Annotated in this window: 18 protein-coding genes; 8 read left to right on the top strand and 10 right to left on the bottom strand. The window is 58.7% G+C overall.

Annotated features, from left to right (window positions below; all coding sequences use genetic code 11):
* Positions 1-254: 254 nt before the first annotated feature.
* Positions 255-1868 (top strand): glucose-6-phosphate isomerase, encoded by a 1614-nt coding sequence (pgi, locus tag VIL80_RS11060; RefSeq protein ID WP_332036169.1) that lies wholly within the window; start codon positions 255-257, stop codon positions 1866-1868.
* 391 nt (positions 1869-2259) lie between these two features.
* Here pgi and VIL80_RS11055 read toward each other — a convergent pair whose 3' ends face one another.
* The 7 genes from VIL80_RS11055 to VIL80_RS11025 all read right to left on the bottom strand — a co-directional run bounded on the left by VIL80_RS11055 (position 2260) and on the right by VIL80_RS11025 (position 10085).
* Positions 2260-3021 carry a slipin family protein gene (locus tag VIL80_RS11055; protein ID WP_332036168.1) on the bottom strand — a complete coding sequence of 254 codons (762 nt, stop codon included), beginning with the start codon at positions 3019-3021 and terminating at the stop codon, positions 2260-2262.
* 18 nt (positions 3022-3039) lie between these two features.
* Complete coding sequence (locus tag VIL80_RS11050; protein ID WP_332036167.1) at positions 3040-4482, bottom strand: NfeD family protein; 1443 nt, start codon at positions 4480-4482, stop codon at positions 3040-3042.
* Between the two features lie 125 nt (positions 4483-4607).
* Positions 4608-6284 carry a bifunctional ornithine lipid synthase OlsF gene (gene olsF, locus VIL80_RS11045; protein ID WP_332036166.1) on the bottom strand — a complete coding sequence of 559 codons (1677 nt, stop codon included), beginning with the start codon at positions 6282-6284 and terminating at the stop codon, positions 4608-4610.
* The gene (locus VIL80_RS11040; protein ID WP_332036165.1) at positions 6281-7072 is read right to left on the bottom strand and encodes a UDP-2,3-diacylglucosamine diphosphatase; all 792 of its coding nucleotides are present in this window, start codon (positions 7070-7072) and stop codon (positions 6281-6283) included. The genes olsF and VIL80_RS11040 overlap by 4 nt, the downstream gene beginning before the upstream one ends.
* Positions 7073-7238: 166 nt before the next feature.
* The gene (locus VIL80_RS11035) at positions 7239-8042 is read right to left on the bottom strand and encodes a hypothetical protein (RefSeq protein WP_332036164.1); all 804 of its coding nucleotides are present in this window, start codon (positions 8040-8042) and stop codon (positions 7239-7241) included.
* Between the two features lie 4 nt (positions 8043-8046).
* The gene (locus VIL80_RS11030) at positions 8047-9420 is read right to left on the bottom strand and encodes a hypothetical protein (RefSeq protein WP_332036163.1); all 1374 of its coding nucleotides are present in this window, start codon (positions 9418-9420) and stop codon (positions 8047-8049) included.
* Between the two features lie 332 nt (positions 9421-9752).
* Complete coding sequence (locus VIL80_RS11025) at positions 9753-10085, bottom strand: DUF1820 family protein (protein ID WP_199775600.1); 333 nt, start codon at positions 10083-10085, stop codon at positions 9753-9755.
* 187 nt (positions 10086-10272) lie between these two features.
* Between VIL80_RS11025 and miaB the strand changes: the two genes are divergently transcribed.
* The 6 genes from miaB (at position 10273) to VIL80_RS10995 (ending at position 17152) form a co-directional block, all read left to right on the top strand.
* Positions 10273-11652: a tRNA (N6-isopentenyl adenosine(37)-C2)-methylthiotransferase MiaB gene (gene miaB / locus VIL80_RS11020; protein WP_332036162.1), complete on the top strand. Its 1380-nt coding sequence runs from the start codon at positions 10273-10275 to the stop codon at positions 11650-11652.
* 176 nt (positions 11653-11828) lie between these two features.
* The gene (locus VIL80_RS11015; protein WP_332036161.1) at positions 11829-12884 is read left to right on the top strand and encodes a PhoH family protein; all 1056 of its coding nucleotides are present in this window, start codon (positions 11829-11831) and stop codon (positions 12882-12884) included.
* A 10-nt stretch (positions 12885-12894) separates the two neighbouring features.
* Positions 12895-13455, top strand: coding sequence for an rRNA maturation RNase YbeY (gene ybeY / locus VIL80_RS11010; protein WP_332036160.1), 561 nt, complete (start codon positions 12895-12897; stop codon positions 13453-13455).
* Positions 13456-13463: 8 nt separating this feature from the next.
* Positions 13464-14360 carry a CorC family transporter gene (locus VIL80_RS11005; protein ID WP_332036159.1) on the top strand — a complete coding sequence of 299 codons (897 nt, stop codon included), beginning with the start codon at positions 13464-13466 and terminating at the stop codon, positions 14358-14360.
* Positions 14360-15934 carry an apolipoprotein N-acyltransferase gene (lnt, locus tag VIL80_RS11000; protein ID WP_332036158.1) on the top strand — a complete coding sequence of 525 codons (1575 nt, stop codon included), beginning with the start codon at positions 14360-14362 and terminating at the stop codon, positions 15932-15934. Before VIL80_RS11005 ends, lnt begins: the two co-directional genes overlap by 1 nt.
* Positions 15935-16219: 285 nt before the next feature.
* Positions 16220-17152: a TIGR01777 family oxidoreductase gene (locus VIL80_RS10995; RefSeq protein WP_332036157.1), complete on the top strand. Its 933-nt coding sequence runs from the start codon at positions 16220-16222 to the stop codon at positions 17150-17152.
* A gap of 98 nt (positions 17153-17250) precedes the next feature.
* On the opposite strand, the gene VIL80_RS10990 is transcribed toward VIL80_RS10995, so the two are convergent.
* From VIL80_RS10990 to VIL80_RS10980, 3 genes are all read right to left on the bottom strand, one after another.
* Positions 17251-17637, bottom strand: a complete 387-nt coding sequence (locus VIL80_RS10990; RefSeq protein ID WP_332036156.1) for a hypothetical protein — start codon at positions 17635-17637, stop codon at positions 17251-17253.
* Between the two features lie 198 nt (positions 17638-17835).
* Positions 17836-18618 carry a YdcF family protein gene (locus VIL80_RS10985; protein WP_332036155.1) on the bottom strand — a complete coding sequence of 261 codons (783 nt, stop codon included), beginning with the start codon at positions 18616-18618 and terminating at the stop codon, positions 17836-17838.
* 73 nt (positions 18619-18691) lie between these two features.
* Positions 18692-19162 carry a zinc ribbon-containing protein gene (locus tag VIL80_RS10980; protein WP_332036154.1) on the bottom strand — a complete coding sequence of 157 codons (471 nt, stop codon included), beginning with the start codon at positions 19160-19162 and terminating at the stop codon, positions 18692-18694.
* Positions 19163-19264: 102 nt separating this feature from the next.
* Here VIL80_RS10980 and leuS point away from each other — a divergent pair.
* Positions 19265-21765, top strand: a 2501-nt coding sequence (gene leuS, locus VIL80_RS10975) for a leucine--tRNA ligase (RefSeq protein WP_332036179.1), incomplete at its 3' end; no start/stop codon positions are given.

The following is a 21765-nucleotide window of genomic DNA, read 5'->3' as shown; positions in this document are numbered from 1 at the left end:
GGTACCACTATTTCCACAATCTGCCTGAATCCCTCTCTGACCTTTACTGCTGCCATCAGCCCTCGCTGCACGCAGTCGCAATCCTGCACTGAATCCAGAGTATCCAGCGGTCGCTCCACTATTCCCTCCCCTCTTCATCTGACCTATCGCTGACATCAGCAATCCATGCCATACACACTGGCCGCCCCAGTCAATTGTCGCTAGTATTTGCGTCTTTGCCCCAGACTATTCCTTTCAGCGAAGAACAATTGACCATGGATGCTCTACCCCTGTCCGCCGCCATTGCCCAACTGCAACAACATAAAGATCAGCAGCGCTGGTCCCTGCGCGACCTGTTCGCATCCACACCGGATCGCGCCGAGGTTTTCAGCGCCGAGGCGGCCGGGATCTACCTGGACTACAGCAAGAACCTGTTGAGCGCGGAAACCCTGCAACGGCTGCTGGACTACACCGGCACGGCACAACTGAAAAGCCGCATCGAGGCCCTGTTCTCCGGTGCCAACATCAATAACACCGAACACCGCCCCGCCCTGCACACCGCACTGCGCTTTCACGGTGAGCCGAAAACCGAGCACGAACAGGCGGTGGCAGATTGTCGCGCGCAGATGGCCAAATTTGTCGATCAGGTACACAGCGGCGCCTGGAAAGGGTTTAGCGGCAAGCGTATCCGTCATGTGGTGAATATAGGTATCGGCGGCTCAGACCTGGGCCCACGCATGGTGTGCGAGGCCCTGCGCCCCTGGCACAACAAAGACCTGACGGTGCACTTTGTGGCGAATATCGACGGTGCCGACCTGAGCGATACCCTCGCTCCGCTGCCCGCGGACGAGACGCTGTTCATCGTCGCGTCCAAGTCCTTCTCCACCCTGGAAACCCGCCAGAATGCGCTGTCAGCCCGCCAGTGGATGCTCGACGCTGGCTGTGCGGCATCTGACCTGCAAAAGCATTTTGTGGCGGTGAGCAGCAATATCGTCGCGGCGCAGGATTTCGGCATCGCCGCGCAGAATATTTTCCCGATGTGGGACTGGGTGGGTGGCCGCTACTCCCTGTGGTCCGCCATCGGCCTACCCATCGCGCTGGCTTGTAGCTTTGAGGTGTACAGCGATCTGCTCAAGGGCGCGAACGCCATGGACACCCATTTCGCCGAGGCGGAATTTTCACAGAATCTTCCGGTGCTGATGGCACTGATCCACTTCTGGTATCGCCAGTGCTGGGGTGCTGGCAGCCTTGCGGTTCTACCCTACGCCCAGCGTCTGGCAAAGTTCCCGGCATGGCTGCAGCAACTGGATATGGAAAGCCTGGGCAAGAGTATTACCCGCGGCGGTGAGCACCTGCCTTATCCGAGTGGCGCGGTAATCTGGGGGGCGGAGGGCAGCAACGGCCAGCACTCTTTCCACCAGCTGCTGCACCAGGGCACGGATATGATTCCGGCAGATTTTGTGGCGATCAAGGAGCCGACCTCGGAGTTGAAAGAGCAGCACCAGTGGCTGCTGTCCTGCTGTTTGAGCCAGAGTCAGGCGCTGCTGCGCGGCAAGTCACTCGCCGAGGCGCGCAAGGAACTGGAAGCATCCGGCCACACCCACAAGGAAGTACACCAGCTGGCTCCACACAAGGTGGTTCCGGGCAACCGCCCGAGCAATACGCTGGTTGTCGAACGGCTCGATCCTTTCCATCTGGGCGCTTTGCTGGCCCTGTATGAGCACAAGGTGTTTACCTTTGGCTGCCTGCTGGATATCAACCCGTTTGATCAGTGGGGCGTGGAGCTGGGCAAGGTGCTTGGCAACGGCGTACACGATGCGATTGAGGGTGAGATTCCGGCGGATTGGGATGGATCTACTGCCCACCTTCTTAAACTACTTCTTAAGTAATTTTTTGTGCCTTCGTTAAGTCGGTGGACCCGCTTAGTGGGTTTGCTGGCGGCCAAGCACCGGGTGTGGGTTTTCAGGACCGCTGTGAACCCATCCCTGGGCGCTGCGGCGCAAACATCCTGTTTGCGACGCTCCTGAAAACCCACACCCGGCACTCGACCTTCCCATCGCGCTCAGTGCTTTATCCTGCCCCCAAAATCCTCTTCGTCTGGATAAAACGCAGTGCATCGAATCGAAGGCAGAGTGCTGGGGATTCGTTTTCGAAAGCGTCGGCGACAGGGACGTCGCCGACGCAGCGTACAGGGATGTATTCACAGCGGTTTCGAAAACGAATACCCAGTGCTCTGCCGCCTAAAAACCACCTTACTCGGTACCACGGACAAATACCTATCTAATCTGTTCGTTTAGATTGTTGATCTAGCAAAGGCCTGATCAAATCCATAGGTAACGGAAAAACAATCGTAGAACTCTGATCCCCGGCAATATCAATCAGAGTCTGCATATACCGCAAGGTAATCGCATTCGAATTCTTGGATAACTGATCCGCCGCCTCGGTAAGCTTCGCCGCCGCCTGCGCCTCACCCTCCGCATGAATGACCTTCGCCCGCCGCGCGCGCTCTGCTTCCGCCTGCTGGGCAATCGCGCGGATCATGCTTTCATCCAGATCGATATGTTTGATCTCAACATTGGTGACCTTCACGCCCCAGGCATCTGTCTGCTCATCGAGAATCTTCTGGATATCCACATTGAGCTTGTCCCGCTCGGACAGCATCTCGTCCAGTTCGTGCTTACCCAACACCGAACGCAACGTGGTCTGGGACAGCTGGCTCACCGCCTCGTGATAATTTTCCACATTGATGATTGCCGACTGCGGGTCGATCACACGGTAATACACCACCGCATTCACCTTTACCGACACGTTATCGCGGCTGATCACGTCTTGGGTGGGTACATCCATCACCACCACGCGCAGATCCACACGCTCCATGGTCTGGATGACAGGGATAATAATGATCAGGCCCGGGCCTTTCACCGCCTGAAAGCGGCCGAGAAAAAACACCACCGCGCGCTCGTACTCCCGCAGAATGCGGATTGCATACATCACCAGCAGAACAACCGCCAGCATTAACAGACTGGCAAAGTAGCTGATCATAAACGTCTCCTTGTTTGGTTATTCCGGTGTTACCTGCAGCGACAACCCCTTCTCCGCGGTCACTTTTACCAACTGCCCTTCCGTCAGCAGGTTGTCACAGTGCGCGCGCCAGATCTCACCATCAATTTTTACCAGCAGGTCCGGCTCAACTTCTGACACCACCGCGGTACGCCCCACCATGGCCTGATTGGCAGCGACTTTTGGTTTATGTAGGCTGCGGCCGACCGCGTATAAAAATCCGAGTAACGCCAGACCACTGACCGCGGCAATAGAGCCGATCAATGTCCTGGATACCCGCATTCCCGGCACATCGCTGTCAATCAGCATCACCGAGCCAATCACCAGGGCAATAACGCCGCCTATGCCGAGCGCGCCGAAACTGGGCACAAACATTTCTGCGGCGATCAGCAGAGCCCCCACAATGATGAGCGCCAGACCCGCGTAATTGGTCGGGAGTACCTGCAGTGCATAAAGCGCCAGTAACAAGCAGATAATACCCACCACGCCGGGCACGATGGCGCCGGGACTGTAGCCTTCGAATATCAGCCCATAAATGCCGATCAACAACAGGATATAAGCGATTTGCGGATTGGTGATCAGGGATAATAGCTCGTTGCGCCAGTCGGGCTCATAAGCCACCACCGGCAGCTGCGCGATACTTCCGGCAATTTTCTGCTTGCCGTCCGGCAGTATCACTTCCCGGTTGGGCAGCTGTTGCAGCAATTTTTGTTGGTTGTCTGCCACCAGGTCCACCACATTCTCGGCCAGCGCCTCCCGCGCCGTCAGAGTCGCCGCGTCCCGCACGGCCTTTTCCGCCCAGTCCGCATTGCGACCATAGCGCAGGGCAAGCCCGCGGATATAGGCGACGGAATCGTTGATGATCTTCCGCTCCATCGCGCCGCCAGAATCACCGGCCCGCTTTTCCTGCTGCTCTTTCGGCGCCTTTTCGTCACCGCCCTCTTCCCCGGATTTTTCCGGCGCGGTGGATGGTGGTTCCTGCTGTCCGGGCATGCCGCCAATCTGCACCGGGGTGGCGGCACCAAGGGTGGTGGAAGGAGTCATCGCCGCCACATGGCTGGCGTAGAGAATATAGGTGCCGGCGCTTGCAGCGCGCGCGCCGGCCGGAGTGACGTAGGTAACGTAGGGAATTTCCGAGGCGAGAATGTGCTGGATGATGTTTCGTGTGGCGGCATCCAGCCCACCCGGGGTATCCATATTAACGATGAACAATCGCGCGCCGTTTTTACGCGCCTTATCGCTGGTGCGAATCAGGTAATCCGCGGTGGCGGGGCCAATGGGGCCGTTGATCGAGAGCCGGGCAATATGCGGGCCCACCTCGTCGACGGTCTTATCCTTTGGTTCATCCTGGAATTGCGCTTCTTGCGCGACGCCGTAGACAAATAGCAGCTGCGCCAAAAGCAGTAGGCAGGCAAGTACTCCTTTCGACAACCGCTGGTTCATGGCCGTTATCCGGGGCGGAAAGACTGGGGAACCACAAGCGTAACAGAGTGGGGGAAAAGCAGCGGGATTGGCGCGCCGGATGCGGGCAATACGGTGCTCGCATCCGCCCGTCACGCCAGATTCTATTAATCCGCAGCCATGTAGCGCCGGGCAAACTTCGCGTCCATTTTTTGCAGGTCCACCACAACCAGCCCATCCACCGAATCGCAGAAGTCCGGGTCGATATTGAAGGCGTGGAAGCTGGTGCCCCCGGGAACGGTGACCGCGGTGTATTTCTTGAAGAGCGGCGGCAACACGACACCCTCTTCTTTCAGGATCTGTTTCAGCTGCAGCATATCGAGGTTGGGGTCTCCCGCCAGTTCCGGCAAATCGGAACGCGCCTCCACAAACGGCAGGCGGGCGTTGCCCATCGGTTGGTGGGTGGCGAAGTGGTACAGGAAATAGCGCACGATGGCGGACTTGGCGCGGCGGGAGAAGTTACCGGGCATGGATACCGGGCCGAACAGGTAGCGGCGCTTATTGCGCAGTATCCACTGGCCGATACCACACCACAGCAGGTCGAGGCCGCGACCGCGCCAGTAGTCCGGCAGCAGGAAGCTGCGGCCGAGCTCTGCAGAGGCCGGCAGGCATTCCTCCGGCGACCTGGAGTAATTGAACAGGGTGGTACTGTAGATCTTGTCCGCACTGAGGCCTTCGGTGCTCACCAGGCGATAGGCACCTGCAAGGCGCTGGCGCTCTTTGTCCCACAACAGCAGGTGATCGTACCAGGCATCAAAGGCATCCCAGTCACGGCTGTTGCCGGTACCCTCGCCCACGGCGCGGAAGGCAATTTCCCGCAGCCTCGATAATTCGCGCATTACCGGACAGTCCGGCTGCTGACGATAGAGCTTTACCTCGAATTCACCCTGGGCAGCCAGAGTCTCACAGCGCACCAGCACCGCGGCGACGTCAGCTGGAGCTTCCGCACCCGCGATAGGTTCCGGCGCCAGTCCCTGCGGATTTTTATGCAAGCGATAGACCTGCCTTTTCCACAGCTTGGCCTGTGCCCGCGGCGCCATGGGCCAGGCGCGGTAGTGTTCCGGTGCGACCGGCATACCGATACGGATATCGATACCGCGGCGTACCTGCTTGAACATTTCCCGCACCAGCCACAGGGTCGACAGCGGCTTGTTGACCATGGACAGGCCATACCACCACAGAGAATTTCTGCCGCGCACCTGCACCGGCAGTATCGGCGCAGCAGTCTTGTCCGCAAAGCGGATAAAACCCGGGTTCCAGTGGCCATCGCGCACCCCCTGGTGCGTGAGGCGGGACACTTCCCCTGCGGGAAAAACAATGATGACACCACCGGCGCGCAGGTGGCTGTAGATACCCTCCACATCCTCGCGGCGGGTGCGGCCATTGAAGTTGTCTACCGGTAGCAGATAGCTACGCAGGGGTTCGATATTCCACAGCAGCTGGCTCGCCACAGCCTTCACATCCCTACGCACCCGCGCAACCAGATCGATCAATGCTAGCCCGTCAAGGCTGCCGAGCGGATGATTGGAAACGATCACCAGCGGTCCGCTGGTGGGTATTCTTTCCAGCTCTGCCAGATTGACGTCGTAGCGAAAATCGAAGGAGCGGAATACCTGGCGGATAAAGTCGAGTCCACCAAGGTGCGGAAAGTCCCTGCCGAATTGCTGCAGCTGCTGCTCGCAACAGATTTTTTTAACCGTGGCAGAAACCAGCCGTCTTGTAGGACTTTGCGGCGCAGCACTGTACCAGGGATTTTTATGTAGCAGGTTATCGAGCTGGATCATGCGGCCACCGCCTCAGTCATGATACGGGCAATTTTCGGTGTGCGGTGCCAGTGCAGAATATTCAATGCGCCGCTTTTTTCTTCGACCACGGCGGTCATGGAATCGACCCAGTCACCGCAGTTGGCGTAGGTAACCGCCTGATCCCGGGCCTCGCTGTGACGGATACTCGCGCGGTGAATATGCCCACAGATAATGCCGTCAAAACCGCGACGACCAGTCTCGCGGATCGCCACCTCTTCGAACTTGTTCATCATCCGCCGCGCTGCGTTCACGCGGTTTTTCACATGATTGGCGAGGGACCACCAGGGCTTGTCGAAGCGGCTGCGCCAGTAATTGATCCAGCGGTTGATGCGCAGCATCAGGTAATAACTCTGGTCGCCGATGTGATAGCTGACCGGATTGATCTCGATATGGTGCTCGAACTGGTCGCCATGGGTAACCCAGTAGCGCTTGCCGTCGGCCGTGGTGTGGGTCCACTCGCGCTCCACACGGATATTGCCCAGGCGCTTGCCTGCCCAGCTGCGCATCGGCGCGTCGTGATTGCCGGGAACGTAGATGATTTCGGGAACGCGGCTGCTGAGTTCGGATAACACACCCAGCAGCAGGGTGGACGCGTGGCACCAGCTACCCTTGCCCTGGGACAGCGCCTTCATGTCGAAGATATCGCCCACCAGATAGACCGTGTCTGCACTGTTCTGGGCGAGGAAGTCTGCCAACCGTTGCGGCTCGCTATCCCGGCTGCCCAGGTGAACATCGGAGATCCACAGTGCGCGATATCTGTTACTCATTGGCCAGTCCCGTCGTCGGTTAGGAAATTCGGTTGGGGAAATCCTACTGACGGAAACTTTGCGCGAGTTTTCTTACAAATCGGCGGCCGATTCTTGAAGCTTCTGTTTCAAGCGGGCAAAAAGGAGAAAAACGGTGACAACAAAGTCAGGAAAGAGAAACTTGATTCTAATTGCGCACCCGTTGAATGGTTTCCAGCCGGGACACACTGCCCAGATAATCCTGCCAGCTGGCCTGTAGTTCCGAAGTCTGGTAGCGCTGGTACTTCTCCCGGTCCAGCCAGAAGACGCGGGTGCGTGCCCGGCGCAAATCGATCGGCGGCAACTGATCGATCGCCGCCGAGCCCAATTTGAACACCGAGCCGGCGCGGGAGTTCTGGATCATGTCACTGACGATAGTGAGGTGAACATTCTCCGCCGCAGGGTCGAAATGATTCAGTGCCGCCACATCCGAGAGTGCCTCGAAAATGGGTGAAACCGGCTGTTCACTACCTCCCACCGCACGCGCGATAGCCAGATCCAGAGGCTGCTCGAAGCGCTGTTGATAAAGCGCTTCCACAAACTGGCGGTTCGCGGTCAAGGTGCTCACGTCCTTGCCCGAACTCGGCTTGCACAGATCCACGACAGGTTCGGACAGGCCGTTGTAATGATCATCCAGCACAAAGATCGAGAAGCGGTCGTTGACCGCCGCACTTTCCAACAGACCTGCCAGATGGGTTTTCAGGAAATGGGTCTGATGGGCGGAAAGCGTATCGGATGCATCAATCACCACGATGTGTTGTGCAACACGCGGCAGATCGGGATTGCACAGGGTTACCGGGTCATAATTTCGCTCGGGGGCGCGCGCCACCTTCAGAGCGAACAGCGCAAGTAACGCAAGTATGGCGACACTGACACCAATGATCGCCATTCCCTTCTTGTCTTCCCATGAATACCGGTGCCGGCGGTGCCCACGACGTCGTCCCACTGCCATGGTTTCAAGCTCTCCGCAATCCGTGATCCAACTCGAGCTTTTCCACCAGCGCGGACAGGGACTGTTGAATTTCATCACAGCGCTGATTTACCGTCGCTATGCCCTGGTCGTACACCTGATCCAACTCCGCCATCAGTTCTTCGAATACCGACAGGTCCCGCTGGTGCTGCTCCAGCCCGGTGGTATTCAAGCGCGGTATTTTATCCAATTCAAAGCGCAGTAACTCGCCAAAATACGCCGCGCGACGATTCATCATGCGCGCGGAATAGGACTGGTAGTAGCGGATCAGTTCATCCAACAACGTCTGCGCTTTGACAATATCTTCCTGATAATGTCGGTGAATCTCCTCGCTGCGCTCGATGCTGGCCTTGAACTGGATAAACTGGGCACGCAGGGTTTTCTCCTTTTCTGCCAGCAGCTCGTGCAGTTCATCCACCACTTCATTGACCCCTTCTATGGCATCTTCAAAGCTCTCGGCCCAGGACTTCTGCAAATTGCGCATACGACGGGTAACCGCGGTGTAGCCCGGGTAGCGATCGTCCACCACGAAAAATTTTGCACTCAGTAATGCCAGCGCAATAACGCTCACTACCATCATTACCCAGGAATTGAAATCCTCAATCGCCAGCGGCGTTGCGCGCAAACTGTTTATCGCCAGCTGCGATGCGGTAAACGGGTCCTGTTCCAGCGCTTCCCGGTAGTGGCCCACGCCCAGCACAAACACAATGGAAAGTGTAACTACCGCAGACAACAACACGGCAGAGAATGTCTTTCTCGCCAGGTTCTGGTGAAAACAGTTTCTGAGGGAGAACGCCATAAAGGCGGCGAGCCCGAGATTGATCAGGGCGATAATAAAGGCCTGAAAAAATCCACCGACCAGCCCAAGCTCACTGCCCTTGGAGAGAAAAAACGCATTCAGCAGTGTTTCCAGAATGACAATAAAAAAGATCACGGAATAATGCAGCAGCTTGGATTCGGGATATACCGCTTCACGCGTGAGCCCGTTGCGATGCCGAAAAATCTCCAGATCCATGCGCACCGCAGAGTAATCCTGCGCACTGCGCTTTAGCCCGCCGATCAGGTTGGCCAGCCGACCACCGACCTTTTTCTCCACCAGCGAGTCGATATTTTTCATTTCCTGGAACAGCTGGCGGATATCCACTTCACTTCGGTCCGCCAGCTCCTTGTCCAGTTCCGTTTGGCGGTTTTCGTGCACCCTGCCGATCACCTCGCGCACCACGTAGGCACGCAGGCTTTCCTCACTTTCGGTATGGTTGCGACGGTCTACCTCGGGGATTCCCGCTTTTACGTCGCGCTCGACACGCTGCTCGATTTTGAGCGCGGAGATGGCGGTTTTGATGGCCGGTATTGAAGTCATGAGATCACCTAAAAACTTCCACTACATTTTAGGTTTCGGAAATCGCAGCACCGGTCTCGCGCCCGGGTTCAAACTCCGGATCACGGACAGGCAGACCGCGTTTTCCTTTTCTCAGAATAGATGGCCGCCGGTTGTCGTCAGCGACATTGCGACAAACCGTTGCCAAAATGCAAATCCCCGCGCCAGAAATTCCACTAGCTGTCGCAGGGTTAAACCAACTGCGTGGGATCGAGCGCAGTGAACGAATATGGGAGCCAAATGCAGCCCCAAAAAAAACGGGCCATCATGGCCCGCTTTTCTAGGATTCCCGCAAGTTGAGACTCGCCGGTCGGTTACTCTGAGTCGACCGGCGGGCGCAGCGGGGTGGGGAACGGGAAGTGGGCGATCTTGTCCCCTTTCACTTCGTGTACCTTGCCCACACCTTCTTTTTCCACTTCGTCGATACGCACAATGCTGTGCAGGGGGATATAGGAGCGTTTCACCGAAGCAAATTCGTTCTTCAGTTTTTCCTCACTGGGGTCTACTACCAGTTGTGACTTTTCCCCGAACACAAACTCTTCTACCTCGATAAAGCCATACATCTCGCTCTGATAGATGGCGCGGGCGTAGAGCTCGAACACCTGGTTCTGGTTGAGAAAAATAACTTTGTAGATTGGGTTTGCCATGAAAATCTCTAATAGAGCGCCCGCTAAATTCTAGTGTCGGGCATGATCCGGAGCGAGTTGCGGGGCGAGGTGCCCCCGAAAAGGCGCGGAAGATTATCACTGTAACCAGCCTCCGTCTATGCAGCCCCCAGAGCGGCCGGTATAATGCCCCACCTTTTGAACTGACCAGTTTTTAACCAGGCGCACTATGTCTTCTCAACCGTCCGAAAAACCGGTGAAAAAGCTCTTCATCAAAACCCATGGCTGCCAGATGAACGAATACGATTCTGCGCGCATGCGGGACCTGTTGGGCGAATCCCACCAGATGGTGCCCACGGATGATCCGGAAGAGGCGGATGTGCTGCTGGTGAACACCTGTTCTATTCGCGAGAAAGCACAGGAAAAATTATTCCACCAACTGGGCCGCTGGAAGCACCTCAAGGAAAAGAATCCCAATCTGGTGATCGGTGTGGGCGGCTGCGTGGCCAGCCAGGAGGGTGAGGCCATCGCCAAGCGCGCGCCGTATGTCGACCTGGTATTCGGCCCCCAGACCCTGCACCGCCTGCCGGAAATGATGGAGACCCGCAAACAGCAGAACGGGGCCATCGTGGTGGACGTATCCTTCCCGGAAATCGAGAAGTTCGACCGCCTGCCGCAGCCGGAGGCCGACGGCGTGAGCGCGTTCGTCTCCATCATGGAAGGCTGTTCCAAATACTGTACCTTCTGCGTGGTGCCCTACACCCGTGGTGAGGAAGTGAGCCGTCCGGTGGCGGACGTGCTGGAAGAAGTCGCACACCTCGCCGCTCAGGGCGTGCGCGAAGTGAACCTGCTGGGCCAGAACGTGAACGCTTACCGCGCGGCGGGCGAAGATGGCCAGATGGTCGATTTCGCCGAGCTGATTACCTACGTTGCCGCCATTGATGGCATCGACCGCATCCGCTACACAACCTCGCACCCGGTGGAATTTTCCGATGCGCTGATCGACGTCTACGCGGAGGTACCGGAGCTGGTAAACCACCTGCACCTGCCGGTACAGAGCGGTTCCGACCGCATCCTGATGGCGATGAAGCGCGGCCACACCGCACTGGAGTACAAGTCGAAGATCCGCCGCCTCAAGGCCATTCGCCCGGATATCTGCCTGTCTTCCGACTTTATTGTCGGATTCCCCGGGGAGACCGAAAAAGACTTCGAAGCCACCATGAAACTGATCCAGGATGTGGGTTTCGACCTGTCCTTCAGCTTCATCTATTCCCCCCGTCCCGGCACCCCGGCCGCGGATCTGCCGGACGACACCCCGGAAGAACTGAAGAAGCAGCGCCTGCAGCTGCTACAGCACCGCATCAACCAGCAGGCCGCGGAGATTGCGCGCCGCATGGTGGGCAATGTGGAGCGGGTATTGGTGAGCGGCGTTTCCAAGAAAGACCCGGGACAATTGCAGGGTCGTACCGAAAACAACCGCGTGGTCAATTTCCGCTGCGACCAGCTGGAACTGATCGGCAAGTTCGCCGATGTGCTGATTGAAGAAGCACTGCCAAATTCTCTGCGCGGCACCCTGGTCGCCTCGGAACTGGATGGGCCTCTGGTCTAGTTTCGCACCTATCGGATAGTGACCGTTCGGGCAGAGCCGCAGAACGGTCATACTCCCCTGTTATAAGCAGCGAGACTGTTTAGAACTCAATCGTCACAATCCAGCCTTTCCCATACTGGCGAAATGGGTATAACCTACAGTCAGAACCCATAGACGAAAGGTGCACGGAAACCAATTTGGAAACACAAGCCCTCGCTCACAGCATCACTCTTGAGCCCAACGACGCCCGCCGCCTGGCCAACCTCTGTGGCCAATTCGATCAACACCTGCGCCAGATTGAACAGCGATTGGATATCGAAATCCGCAATCGCGGCAATCAGTTTGCCATTTACGGCGATGCCAGGTCCGCCCGCGCCGCCGGCGAGATTCTGAGCAGCCTGTATAAGGAAACCGGAGCAAAGGACAGTCTGACACCGGACGAGATTCACCTCGCCCTGCAGCAGTCGGGCGTCGAAGAACTGGTGGACGCGCGGCAGAGCGCAGCGGAGGGCGAAGGGGATCAGGTGGTCCTGATTCGCACCAAGAAGTGCAGTGTGCGGCCGCGAGGTGTAAACCAGCGCAAATACGTGCGCGCCGTGCAGACCCACGATATCAACTTCGGCATTGGCCCCGCCGGTACCGGTAAAACCTACCTGGCCGTCGCCTGCGCGGTAGAGGCTCTGCTGAAAGATTCCGTCGAACGTATCCTGCTAGTCCGCCCGGCGGTGGAAGCGGGAGAAAAGCTCGGCTTCCTGCCCGGCGACCTGAGCCAGAAGGTAGACCCCTATTTGCGCCCGCTCTACGACGCTCTGTATGAAATGCTCGGTTTTGAAACCGTTGGCAAACTCATCGAGCGCAACGTGATCGAAGTGGCGCCACTTGCCTATATGCGCGGGCGCACCCTGAACAACGCGTTTGTTATCCTCGACGAGAGCCAGAACACCACCCGCGAGCAGATGAAGATGTTCCTGACCCGCATCGGATTCGGCTCCACCGCGGTCATTACCGGCGACCCCAGCCAGATCGACCTGCCCCGCGGCGCGGCTTCTGGTCTGCGTCACGCCATTGAGGTGCTGGATAACGTCAACGGCATCAGCTTTACCCACTTCGGTGCCAAAGACGTCGTGCGTCACCCGCTGGTTCAGCGCATCGTGGAAGCCTACGACGTGCACGAAGCGGAAGTGGAAGCGAAGCAGCAGGCGGAGCGCGAAGCCCGCAGAGCCATGCGCGCAGCGGGAGAAGATGCGGCTTAACGCCACGCCCATGAACAAACAACAATCCGAATCTTCGCAGCTTGGGCCCGCTGATGTGTTTGTCGACGTTCAGCGGGCCACCAGCCAGCCAGACCTGCCCAGCGACGACGATCTCGCGCGCTGGGCGGCCGCCGCGGTGGGTGTCCATCGCCCCGAGGCTGAAATCTCCCTGCGCATTGTCGATGAAGACGAAAGCCAGGAGCTCAACAGCCAGTACCGCGGCAAGGACAAACCCACCAATGTGCTTTCGTTCCCCGCGGATATCCCCGAGGAACTGGGTCTACCACTGCTTGGCGACCTGGTGATTTGCGCCCCGGTAGTAGCGCTTGAAGCGGAACAACAGCACAAAGCCCTGAGTGCGCACTGGGCGCATATGGTCGTCCATGGCACACTACACCTTCTGGGTTACGACCATATCGACGACGATGAGGCGGAGATTATGGAAAATCTCGAAACCCGCATCCTGGCGCAGCTGGGGTTTGACGATCCCTATACCCCAATAGAGACACCTATTATTGTGCCGGCGCAAGGCGCGCAGGCGGAAAAAATTTCAGACGGAACCGACGAGTAAAGCGGAGTATGGCCACTTCCATGACCACCGACGAACCCCCAAGTAGCTCCTCCTCCAACCGCCCCCGATCGGGGGAGAAAAACTGGTTGGAGAAAATACTGGGTGCCTTCTCACATGAACCCAAGTCCCGCGATGAGCTGCTGAACATTATCAAGGACGCCGCCGAGAATAAGGTGGTTGATGCAGAAGCGCTCTCCATCATCGAAGGTGCGCTGGATGTATCCAGCCAGCAAGTGCGGGAAATCATGATCCCCCGCTCGCAGATGGTGGTGGTCAGCATTCAGGACTGCCCCAAAGATTTCCTGCCCAAAATCATCGAATCCGGCCACTCCCGTTTCCCGGTGGTGGGCGAAAGTATCGACGACATCCGCGGCATCCTGCTGGCCAAAGACCTGTTGCCGCTGGTACTGAAAGGCGTGGACGAATTCCGCCTGGAAGACATCATCCGCCCCGCCAGTATCATTCCCGAAAGCAAGCGCTTGAATATCCTGCTGAGGGAGTTCCGCGAGAACCGCTATCACATGGCTGTGGTGATCGACGAGTACGGCGGTGTTTCCGGCGTGGTGACCATTGAAGACATTCTCGAGGAGATCGTCGGCGATATCGAAGACGAGACCGATGAGGACGAGGAAGACAGCTTCATCCGCAAGGTGAACGATAACGATTACGTGGTGAAAGCACTCACCCCCATCGAGGACTTCAACGAGTACTTCGATTGCGAGTTCAGCGATGAAGAGTTCGACACCATCGGCGGCCTGATAATGCAGTCCTTCGGCCATCTGCCGGGACGCGATGAGACCACCAGGCTCGGAGAATTCCGCTTCCGTGTACTCTACGCCGACAACCGACAGATTCACCTGCTGCGGGTAAGTCATTCCGACAAGCCCACCGAAGAAGATGGCTGATGCCCAAATACCTGACCTCACTGGCCCTGCCCTCACTGGCCGCCCTGATTTCAGGCGGCCTGTTGACCCTCTCCTTTGCCCCATTCAATTACTGGTGGTGCAGCCTGCTCTCACTGGGGCTTTTTGCCTGGCTGCTGGCGCCGGGCCGCAGTAATGCGCCATTAACCGGCAAAGGGGCTTACTGGCTGGCGCTGTGTTACGGAATCGGGCTGTTCAGCACCGGCGCCTCCTGGGTGTATGTTTCCATCACGGATTTCGGTAATTCATCCCCGCTGCTCGGGGTGATTCTCACCGGAGGCTTCGTCGCCATTCTGGCGGTGGTATTTGCGCTGCCGTTTATATTGATCAGCCGCTTTCGCGCGCGTCCGGCGTCCTTTGCGCTGGCATTTGCCGCACTATGGTTTGTGAGCGAGTGGCTCCGCACCTGGATGTTCACCGGCTTTCCCTGGCTGTTTGCCGGTTATGGACACATTCATACCTGGCTTGCGGGCTGGGCGCCGGTAGTGAGCGTGTACGGGATCGGCCTGCTGCTGGCCTTTTCCGCAGCAGTTTGCGCACTACTCGCACGCCGCGCTTTCGAGTCCTGGAAGTCTGCCAGCGCCATTTCCCTGGTCATGGCAGCGGTACTGCTGTGGCCGGCGGGCCTGCTGCTCGGCCACATTGAGTGGACCCGCGCCGACGACCGCACGCTGACCGTAGGTTTGGTGCAGGCAAATATTCCGCAGGAGAAAAAGTGGCTGCCGGAATTCCGCGGCGAGACCATCCGACGCTATCAGACCGCAACGGAAGATCTCGAACGACAGGGCGTGGATGTGGTGATCTGGCCAGAAGCCGCACTACCCCTGCTCTACCACCACGCGCCGAATCTGATGCAGGCCCTGCAGGACAATGCGGTTAATTCCGAAACCGATCTGATTACCGGCATTCTCTACGACACCGAACAGGACCTCCGTCGTGTGGTGCACAATTCGGCAGCGGTATTCGGCAGCGAGCAGCAGCTCTACCACAAGCGCCATCTGGTGCCCTTCGGCGAATATGTGCCGCTGGAAGACTGGATTCGCGGCACGATTGAATTCTTCAACCTGCCCACGTCATTTATCCGCCCCGGCCCTGAAGAGCAGCAACCACTGCAAGCCGGCAGTCTGCAGTGGGCACCACTCATTTGTTACGAGATCGTCTACCCGCAACTGGTGGCAAAAAGTAGTGGCGATGCGCAGGTACTGCTGACGCTGAGCAACGACGCCTGGTTTGGCAGATCCATCGGCCCGTTACAGCACATGCAGATGGCACAGATGCGCGCACTGGAAACCGGACGCTACCTGGTGCGTGGTACCAACACCGGTGTAACCGCCATCGTTGCGCCCGATGGCCACATTCTCGAACAACTGCCACAGTTTGAGCAGGCGACCCTGGTCGGCAAGGTAGAGGCGCGCAGCGGATTTACCCCCTTCATGGTGATCGGTGTATGGGCACTGGTTGCCCTGGCTGCACTGATGCTCACGGCCGCCGCCCTGCTGCAACGCCGCCCGGCCACCGCAACCGAAGCAGTCTTCGCCCGTGAAATTGCGGATTGAGTTGCGCGACAAATACGCATGGAGGAACACTTTCCTCAAAATTAGCGCACAATCCGGGGCGCCGTTTGCCCCGGCTTGCCGCCTGCTTTTACCTCCGATGCATTGAATCCGCGGAATATCACCGCACCGGTTAATGCGGCTGCTATTATCCTGTGATATTTGCGGGCCGGTGGTATTCACTGGCTGCAATCATTGCGGAGCCTAGCGCAGGAAGCGCGACCAACCCGCAACTGGATACCTTATTTTCTGCACACCCTGACAATGTGCGGCACGGATGCCACATTTATGCATTGTTTAATCACTGGCGGCACAGGATTGATCGGCCGTCTTTTCTGCGCGAAATGGCTGGCGCGTGGCCACAGCCTGACGGTTTTAAGCCGAGACCCCGACAAGGTACGCAGGCTCTGCGGTGAAACCGCCGTAGGTGTGCGCGACCTGCAACAGGTGCAAGCGCCGGTGGACGTGGTAGTCAATCTGGCTGGGGAGAGCATCGCCCAGCGCTGGAACGATACCCGCAAGCAGGAAATCCGCCACTCGCGACTGGAAACCACTGCGCGCCTGGCACAGTGGATACTCACTCTCCCCCAGCGTCCCAAATATGTGTTGTCCGGTTCCGCCGTAGGCTATTACGGCGACCGCGGCGGCGACCTGCTGAAAGAATCCAGCGGCCCCGGCGGCGGCTTTGCCGCGGAACTCTGTCGGGACTGGGAGACGGCCACCCTACCCCTGCAGCGAGCAGGAATATGTGTGGGGATCATGCGCACCGCCATCGTACTCTCCACCCGCGGTGGCGCCCTGCCAGAGATGCTGCCCGCCTTCCGTCTGGGGGTTGGCGGCCCGATGGGCAGCGGTGAACACTGGATGAGCTGGATTCACGAGGAAGATATTGTCGGCCTGATGCTGCACGCCATCGACCGGCATCTCTGCGTTCCCTTCAACGCCTGCGCGCCAGAGCCGGTGACCAACAACAGTTTTTCCCGTCTGCTAGCGAAGCAGCTCCACCGTCCCTGCCTGTTGCGCACGCCGGCGTGGATACTGAAGCTGATATTCGGGGAAATGGCCACAGAACTGTTGCTGGCGAGCCAGAGAATGGAGCCCCGCACCGCACTGGATAGCGGCTACAGCTTCCAGTTTCCCACCCTGGAAAAGGCCTTTGCCGACCTGCTCGGCCCCGTCCGTGAAAAAGGCAGGGCACACGTGTCCTCACGCCCGCGCTGAGTATCCGGATCCGCAAGATTTCCCGAATTCCCGACAACCATAAAGCACAGAGCCCGCACAAGGCGGGCTCTGTCGAATCTCGTTTTGGGTAAACCGGACTAGGCTGCTGCGCTACTGTTAACCAGCACGTCGTCCAAATAGGAGCGCGCCGCTTCCGATGTGACCGGGTCAACCTTGCATTCCATCGGCGCCGAACCTACCCAGTGGGCATGCCAGCGGAACCAGCTGTTAGCCTGTCCTTCCTTGTGCTGCTCCTGCCGCAACTCGATGAAATCCGTCTGCTTGGGATCCAGCTTGAATTCGCGCACGATCTGCCCGACGAAGGTTTCAAAGTTCTTGCTCAGCTGAGCACCACTTTCACTGCCTGTAGACAGCAGGACCAACTGGCGCTTACCGCGCTGAGTCAGCTTGAACCCGATCCACACCGGACGGTTCAGGCGATTGTGTAACTGAATAGGGGAAAGGGAAGATGGAATACCCGTCATGTGAACGTTACCTCGTTTTTTTATCTTGTTATTTCGTGCAATTCGGCCATCTGAGGTTCACTCCTGATCCTTCCGGCATTAAGCCTGGTCCTTGCGGCGCCCGGATGGTTTCAAACGAAACCTTCGATCAGGTCGCCCATACTAGTTATTCGTTGCAGTCGCTTCAAGCGCGGATCCGGAACCTCTGGACCCGTCCAGTCAGCAATTTCGCTTTGCCGGCAGCGCTCGCCAGCGATACCACTGGTCTCCCAGCAGTTCTCGCCAGTACACCTGGCTGCGCAACAGCGCCGCCGCACTGGGAAGCCAGCGCAACAGCCCACTCCCGCCTCGGGGTAACAGCTCCCCCGGACTGCCTACCGGCAGAGGCCGGACCTGAAGCCCGGCGCGAGCAAAGCTCTCTGCCGCGCGTGGCATGTGCCACCAGTGAGTTACCAGGAGTACGCTTTCGACTCCCGAATCGTGTAAAAGTGCCGCCGAATTTGCGGCATTCTCTGCCGTGTTTCGGCTGCAATTCTCGCGCCATGTCACCGAGCGCTGGAACAGTTTCTCCAGGGCATCGGCCATCAGGTCCGCCTCCGAAGCCTTCTCTTCCGCATATACGCGCCCACCAGTGACCAATACCGGCAAATCCGCCGGCGCCTGTGCTACCGCCCAGGCCACCCGCTCCAGACTGATTGCGGAGAGCCGCTCGGTTCCGGCGCCCTCATCGCGATAGCGGCCACCGCCCAGAATCACCACTGCTCCCGGCTCGACCTCAGGTGTCGCCGGCAGCTGGTGCACAAGACGCTGCCCCAACCAGCCGGAGAACGCCGGGGTCGCACAGATCCACAGGGTGAGGAAGCACAGAACAGCCAGGGGCAAGGATAGCTTGGCTACAGGAGTAGACGCGGGGAAAAACCAGAATATGAACGCCAATATTAGCCCCACCAGCGGGGCGAAGGGCGGCATGATCAGGGTGGTGAGGGCAGTCTGCAGTTCCATCTGGCCGGGGTGACTCCTTTTTCTTTTCTTAGGCATTGCGCTCGGTCTCGGCAGACCGCAACGCCGGAGCTTGTCACTCCGATGAGAGACCGCCGCTGATCTGGCGGAAACAGCCATAGCCGCAGCGGTGGCACGGGGTAATCTGAGTGCCGGCCTGTGGCAGCGCGCGGTAGCCACAGCCGATGCACTGCAGCTCCTCACCCTCTCCCACCGTCTCCCCGGCCAGTGCCCAGGGTTCGCCACGGCGAATACAGTACATCAGTGCCGGCCAGGCGGATTTGGTGGGATCTGCAGCCTCCAGCATCCAGTCGCCGGTGCGCTCCTCCAGGGTTTTCAGCTCACCGCCGAGATCCCGCAGATAATCTTCCGCGCGGTGCGCGTCGTCTTTTAGCCAGGCCCGCAGGAACGCGGCCTTACTGGCACTGAGTTCTTCCACCGCCAATTCACCTTCCACCAGCTTCTCCAGGTCGCGGCGCAACTCTGCCGACAGATCCTCGTCTTCAGTTGGCAGGTCGGGTTTGCCAGCTACAGGTTTCTTACTCACCCCATCCCTCCTATAATTCGCCGTTTTCTGGCCGAAAGGCCCGGGCCGTCCACGGCCGGAATATCCCAATTGATCGAGTCACAGAGTATAGGTTCCCCACAGATGGAAGAGCAGTACAACCCCTCAGCAGTCGAAGCCGCCGCCCAGGCCCACTGGGAGGACAACAAAAGCTTCGAGGTGAAGGAAGACCACAGCAAGGAAAAGTTCTACTGCCTGTCGATGTTCCCCTATCCCAGCGGCAAGCTGCACATGGGGCACGTGCGCAACTACACCATCACCGACGTGATCTCCCGCTACCAGCGCATGCAGGGTAAGAATGTACTGCACCCGATGGGCTGGGACGCCTTCGGTCTGCCGGCGGAGAACGCCGCGATCCAGAACAAGACCGCGCCAGCCAAGTGGACCTACTCCAATATCGACTACATGAAGGGCCAGCTGAAAGCACTGGGCTTTGGCTTTGACTGGTCCCGCGAGCTGGCGACCTGCAAACCCTCCTACTACCGCTGGGAGCAGTGGTTCTTCACCCGCCTGTACAAGAAAGGCCTGGTGTACAAAAAGAACTCCGCGGTGAACTGGTGCCCCCACGACGCCACCGTACTCGCCAACGAACAGGTGGAAGACGGCTGCTGCTGGCGCTGCGGCACCACTGTAGAGCGTCGCGAACTGGCGCAGTGGTTCATCAAGATCACCGACTACGCGGAAGAACTGCTGAAAGACCTGGACCAGCTCCCCGACTGGCCGGAGCAGGTGCGCACCATGCAGCGCAACTGGATCGGCAAGAGCAAGGGTGTCGAGCTCACATTCGCGCTGCCGAAGACCATCGCCGGTGTGGACCACTTCGACGTTTACACCACCCGCCCGGATACCCTGATGGGCGTGACCTATGTGTCCCTGGCCGCCGAGCACCCGATCGCGCTGGAGCTCGCCGAGAGCAATCCAGAGCTGAAAGCCTTCATTGCCGAGTGTAAAAAGCAGTCCATGGCAGAGGCCGATATGGCCACCATGGAAAAGAAAGGCATGGACACGGGTATTGTGGCCATCCACCCGCTTACCGGCGAAGAAGTACCGGTGTGGGTCGCCAACTACGTTTTGATGGATTACGGCTCCGGTGCCGTAATGGCGGTGCCGGCCCACGACCAGCGCGACTGGGAGTTTGCCAAAAAATACGATCTGCCGATCAAGCAGGTCATCGCGCCCGCAGGCGATGAAACCCTCGACCTGGACAAGGAAGCCTTCACCGACAAGGGTGTACTGATCAACTCCGGTGGCTTTGACGGACTCGAATTCGACGCCGCGTTCAACGCCATCGCCGACGGTTTAGAGGCTGCCGGCAAGGGCCGCGTCACCACCAACTACCGCCTGCGCGACTGGGGCGTGTCCCGCCAGCGTTACTGGGGTGCCCCCATCCCCATGTTCAACCTGGCCGACGGTACCGAAATCCCGGTCCCTGCGGAGAAGCTGCCAATCCTGCTGCCGGAAGATGTGGAGCTGGATGGCGTCACCTCGCCGATCAAAGCCGACACCGAGTGGCGCAAAGACGAATACAACGGCGAAGCGGTAGAGCGCGAAACCGACACCTTCGACACTTTTATGGAATCCAGCTGGTACTACGCCCGCTATACCTGCCCCGACTTCGAGGAAGGCATGCTCGACCCGGAGCGCGCCAACTACTGGCTGCCGGTAGACCAGTACGTGGGCGGCATCGAGCACGCCATCCTGCACCTGCTGTATGCGCGCTTCTTCCACAAGCTGATGCGCGACGAAGGCCTGGTGAACAGCGATGAGCCCTTCAAGCGCCTGCTGTGCCAGGGCATGGTGCTGGCGGAATCCTTCTACAAGGAAGTCGACGGCCACAAAACCTGGATCGCCCCCACCGCGGTGGACGTCGAGCGCGACGAGAAAGGCAAGCCGATCAAGGCCATCGAGCGCGCCACCGGTGAAGAAGTGGTTGCCGGCGGCGTGGTGAAAATGTCCAAGTCCAAGAACAACGGTATTGACCCGCACGCCGCCGTTCAGGAATACGGCGCTGACACCGTGCGCCTGTTCACCATGTTCGCCGCACCGCCCGAGCAAACCCTCGAGTGGCACGACTCCGGCGTGGAAGGCGCCAGCCGCTTCCTGCGCAAACTTTGGAAAACCGTGCACGGCCATCTCGAAGCCGGCGATGGCAGCGCTGAGATCGATGTAAACAGCCTCAGCGACAAGCAGCAGCAACTGCGCCGCAAAACCCACGAGACCATCCAGAAAGTCAGCGACGACTACGGCCGCCGCCAGACCTTCAACACCGCAGTGGCCGCGGTAATGGAACTGCTGAACGAAGTGGGCAAGGTCGCCGAGCGCGACTCCGCCAACGGCCTCGCCGTAGAACGCGAAGCGCTGCAAGCCGCCGTACTCCTGCTTGCCCCAGTCACCCCGCATATCTGCCACGAACTGTGGAAGCTGTTGGGCAATGGCAGCGAGCTGGTAGACACCCAGTGGCCGCAAGTGGACGAAAAAGCCCTGGTGCGCTCCACCATCACCCTGGTGGTACAGGTCAATGGCAAACTGCGTGCGAAGCTCGAAGTGGCCGCGGACACCGACAAGGCGACCCTGGAAAAAATGGC

Origin of the sequence: Microbulbifer sp. (assembly GCF_036563125.1) — a bacterium.
Taxonomy (GTDB): domain Bacteria; phylum Pseudomonadota; class Gammaproteobacteria; order Pseudomonadales; family Cellvibrionaceae; genus Microbulbifer.
The sequence above is the reverse complement of the archived record's forward strand: the minus strand, read 5'-3'. Positions and strand labels throughout refer to the sequence as shown.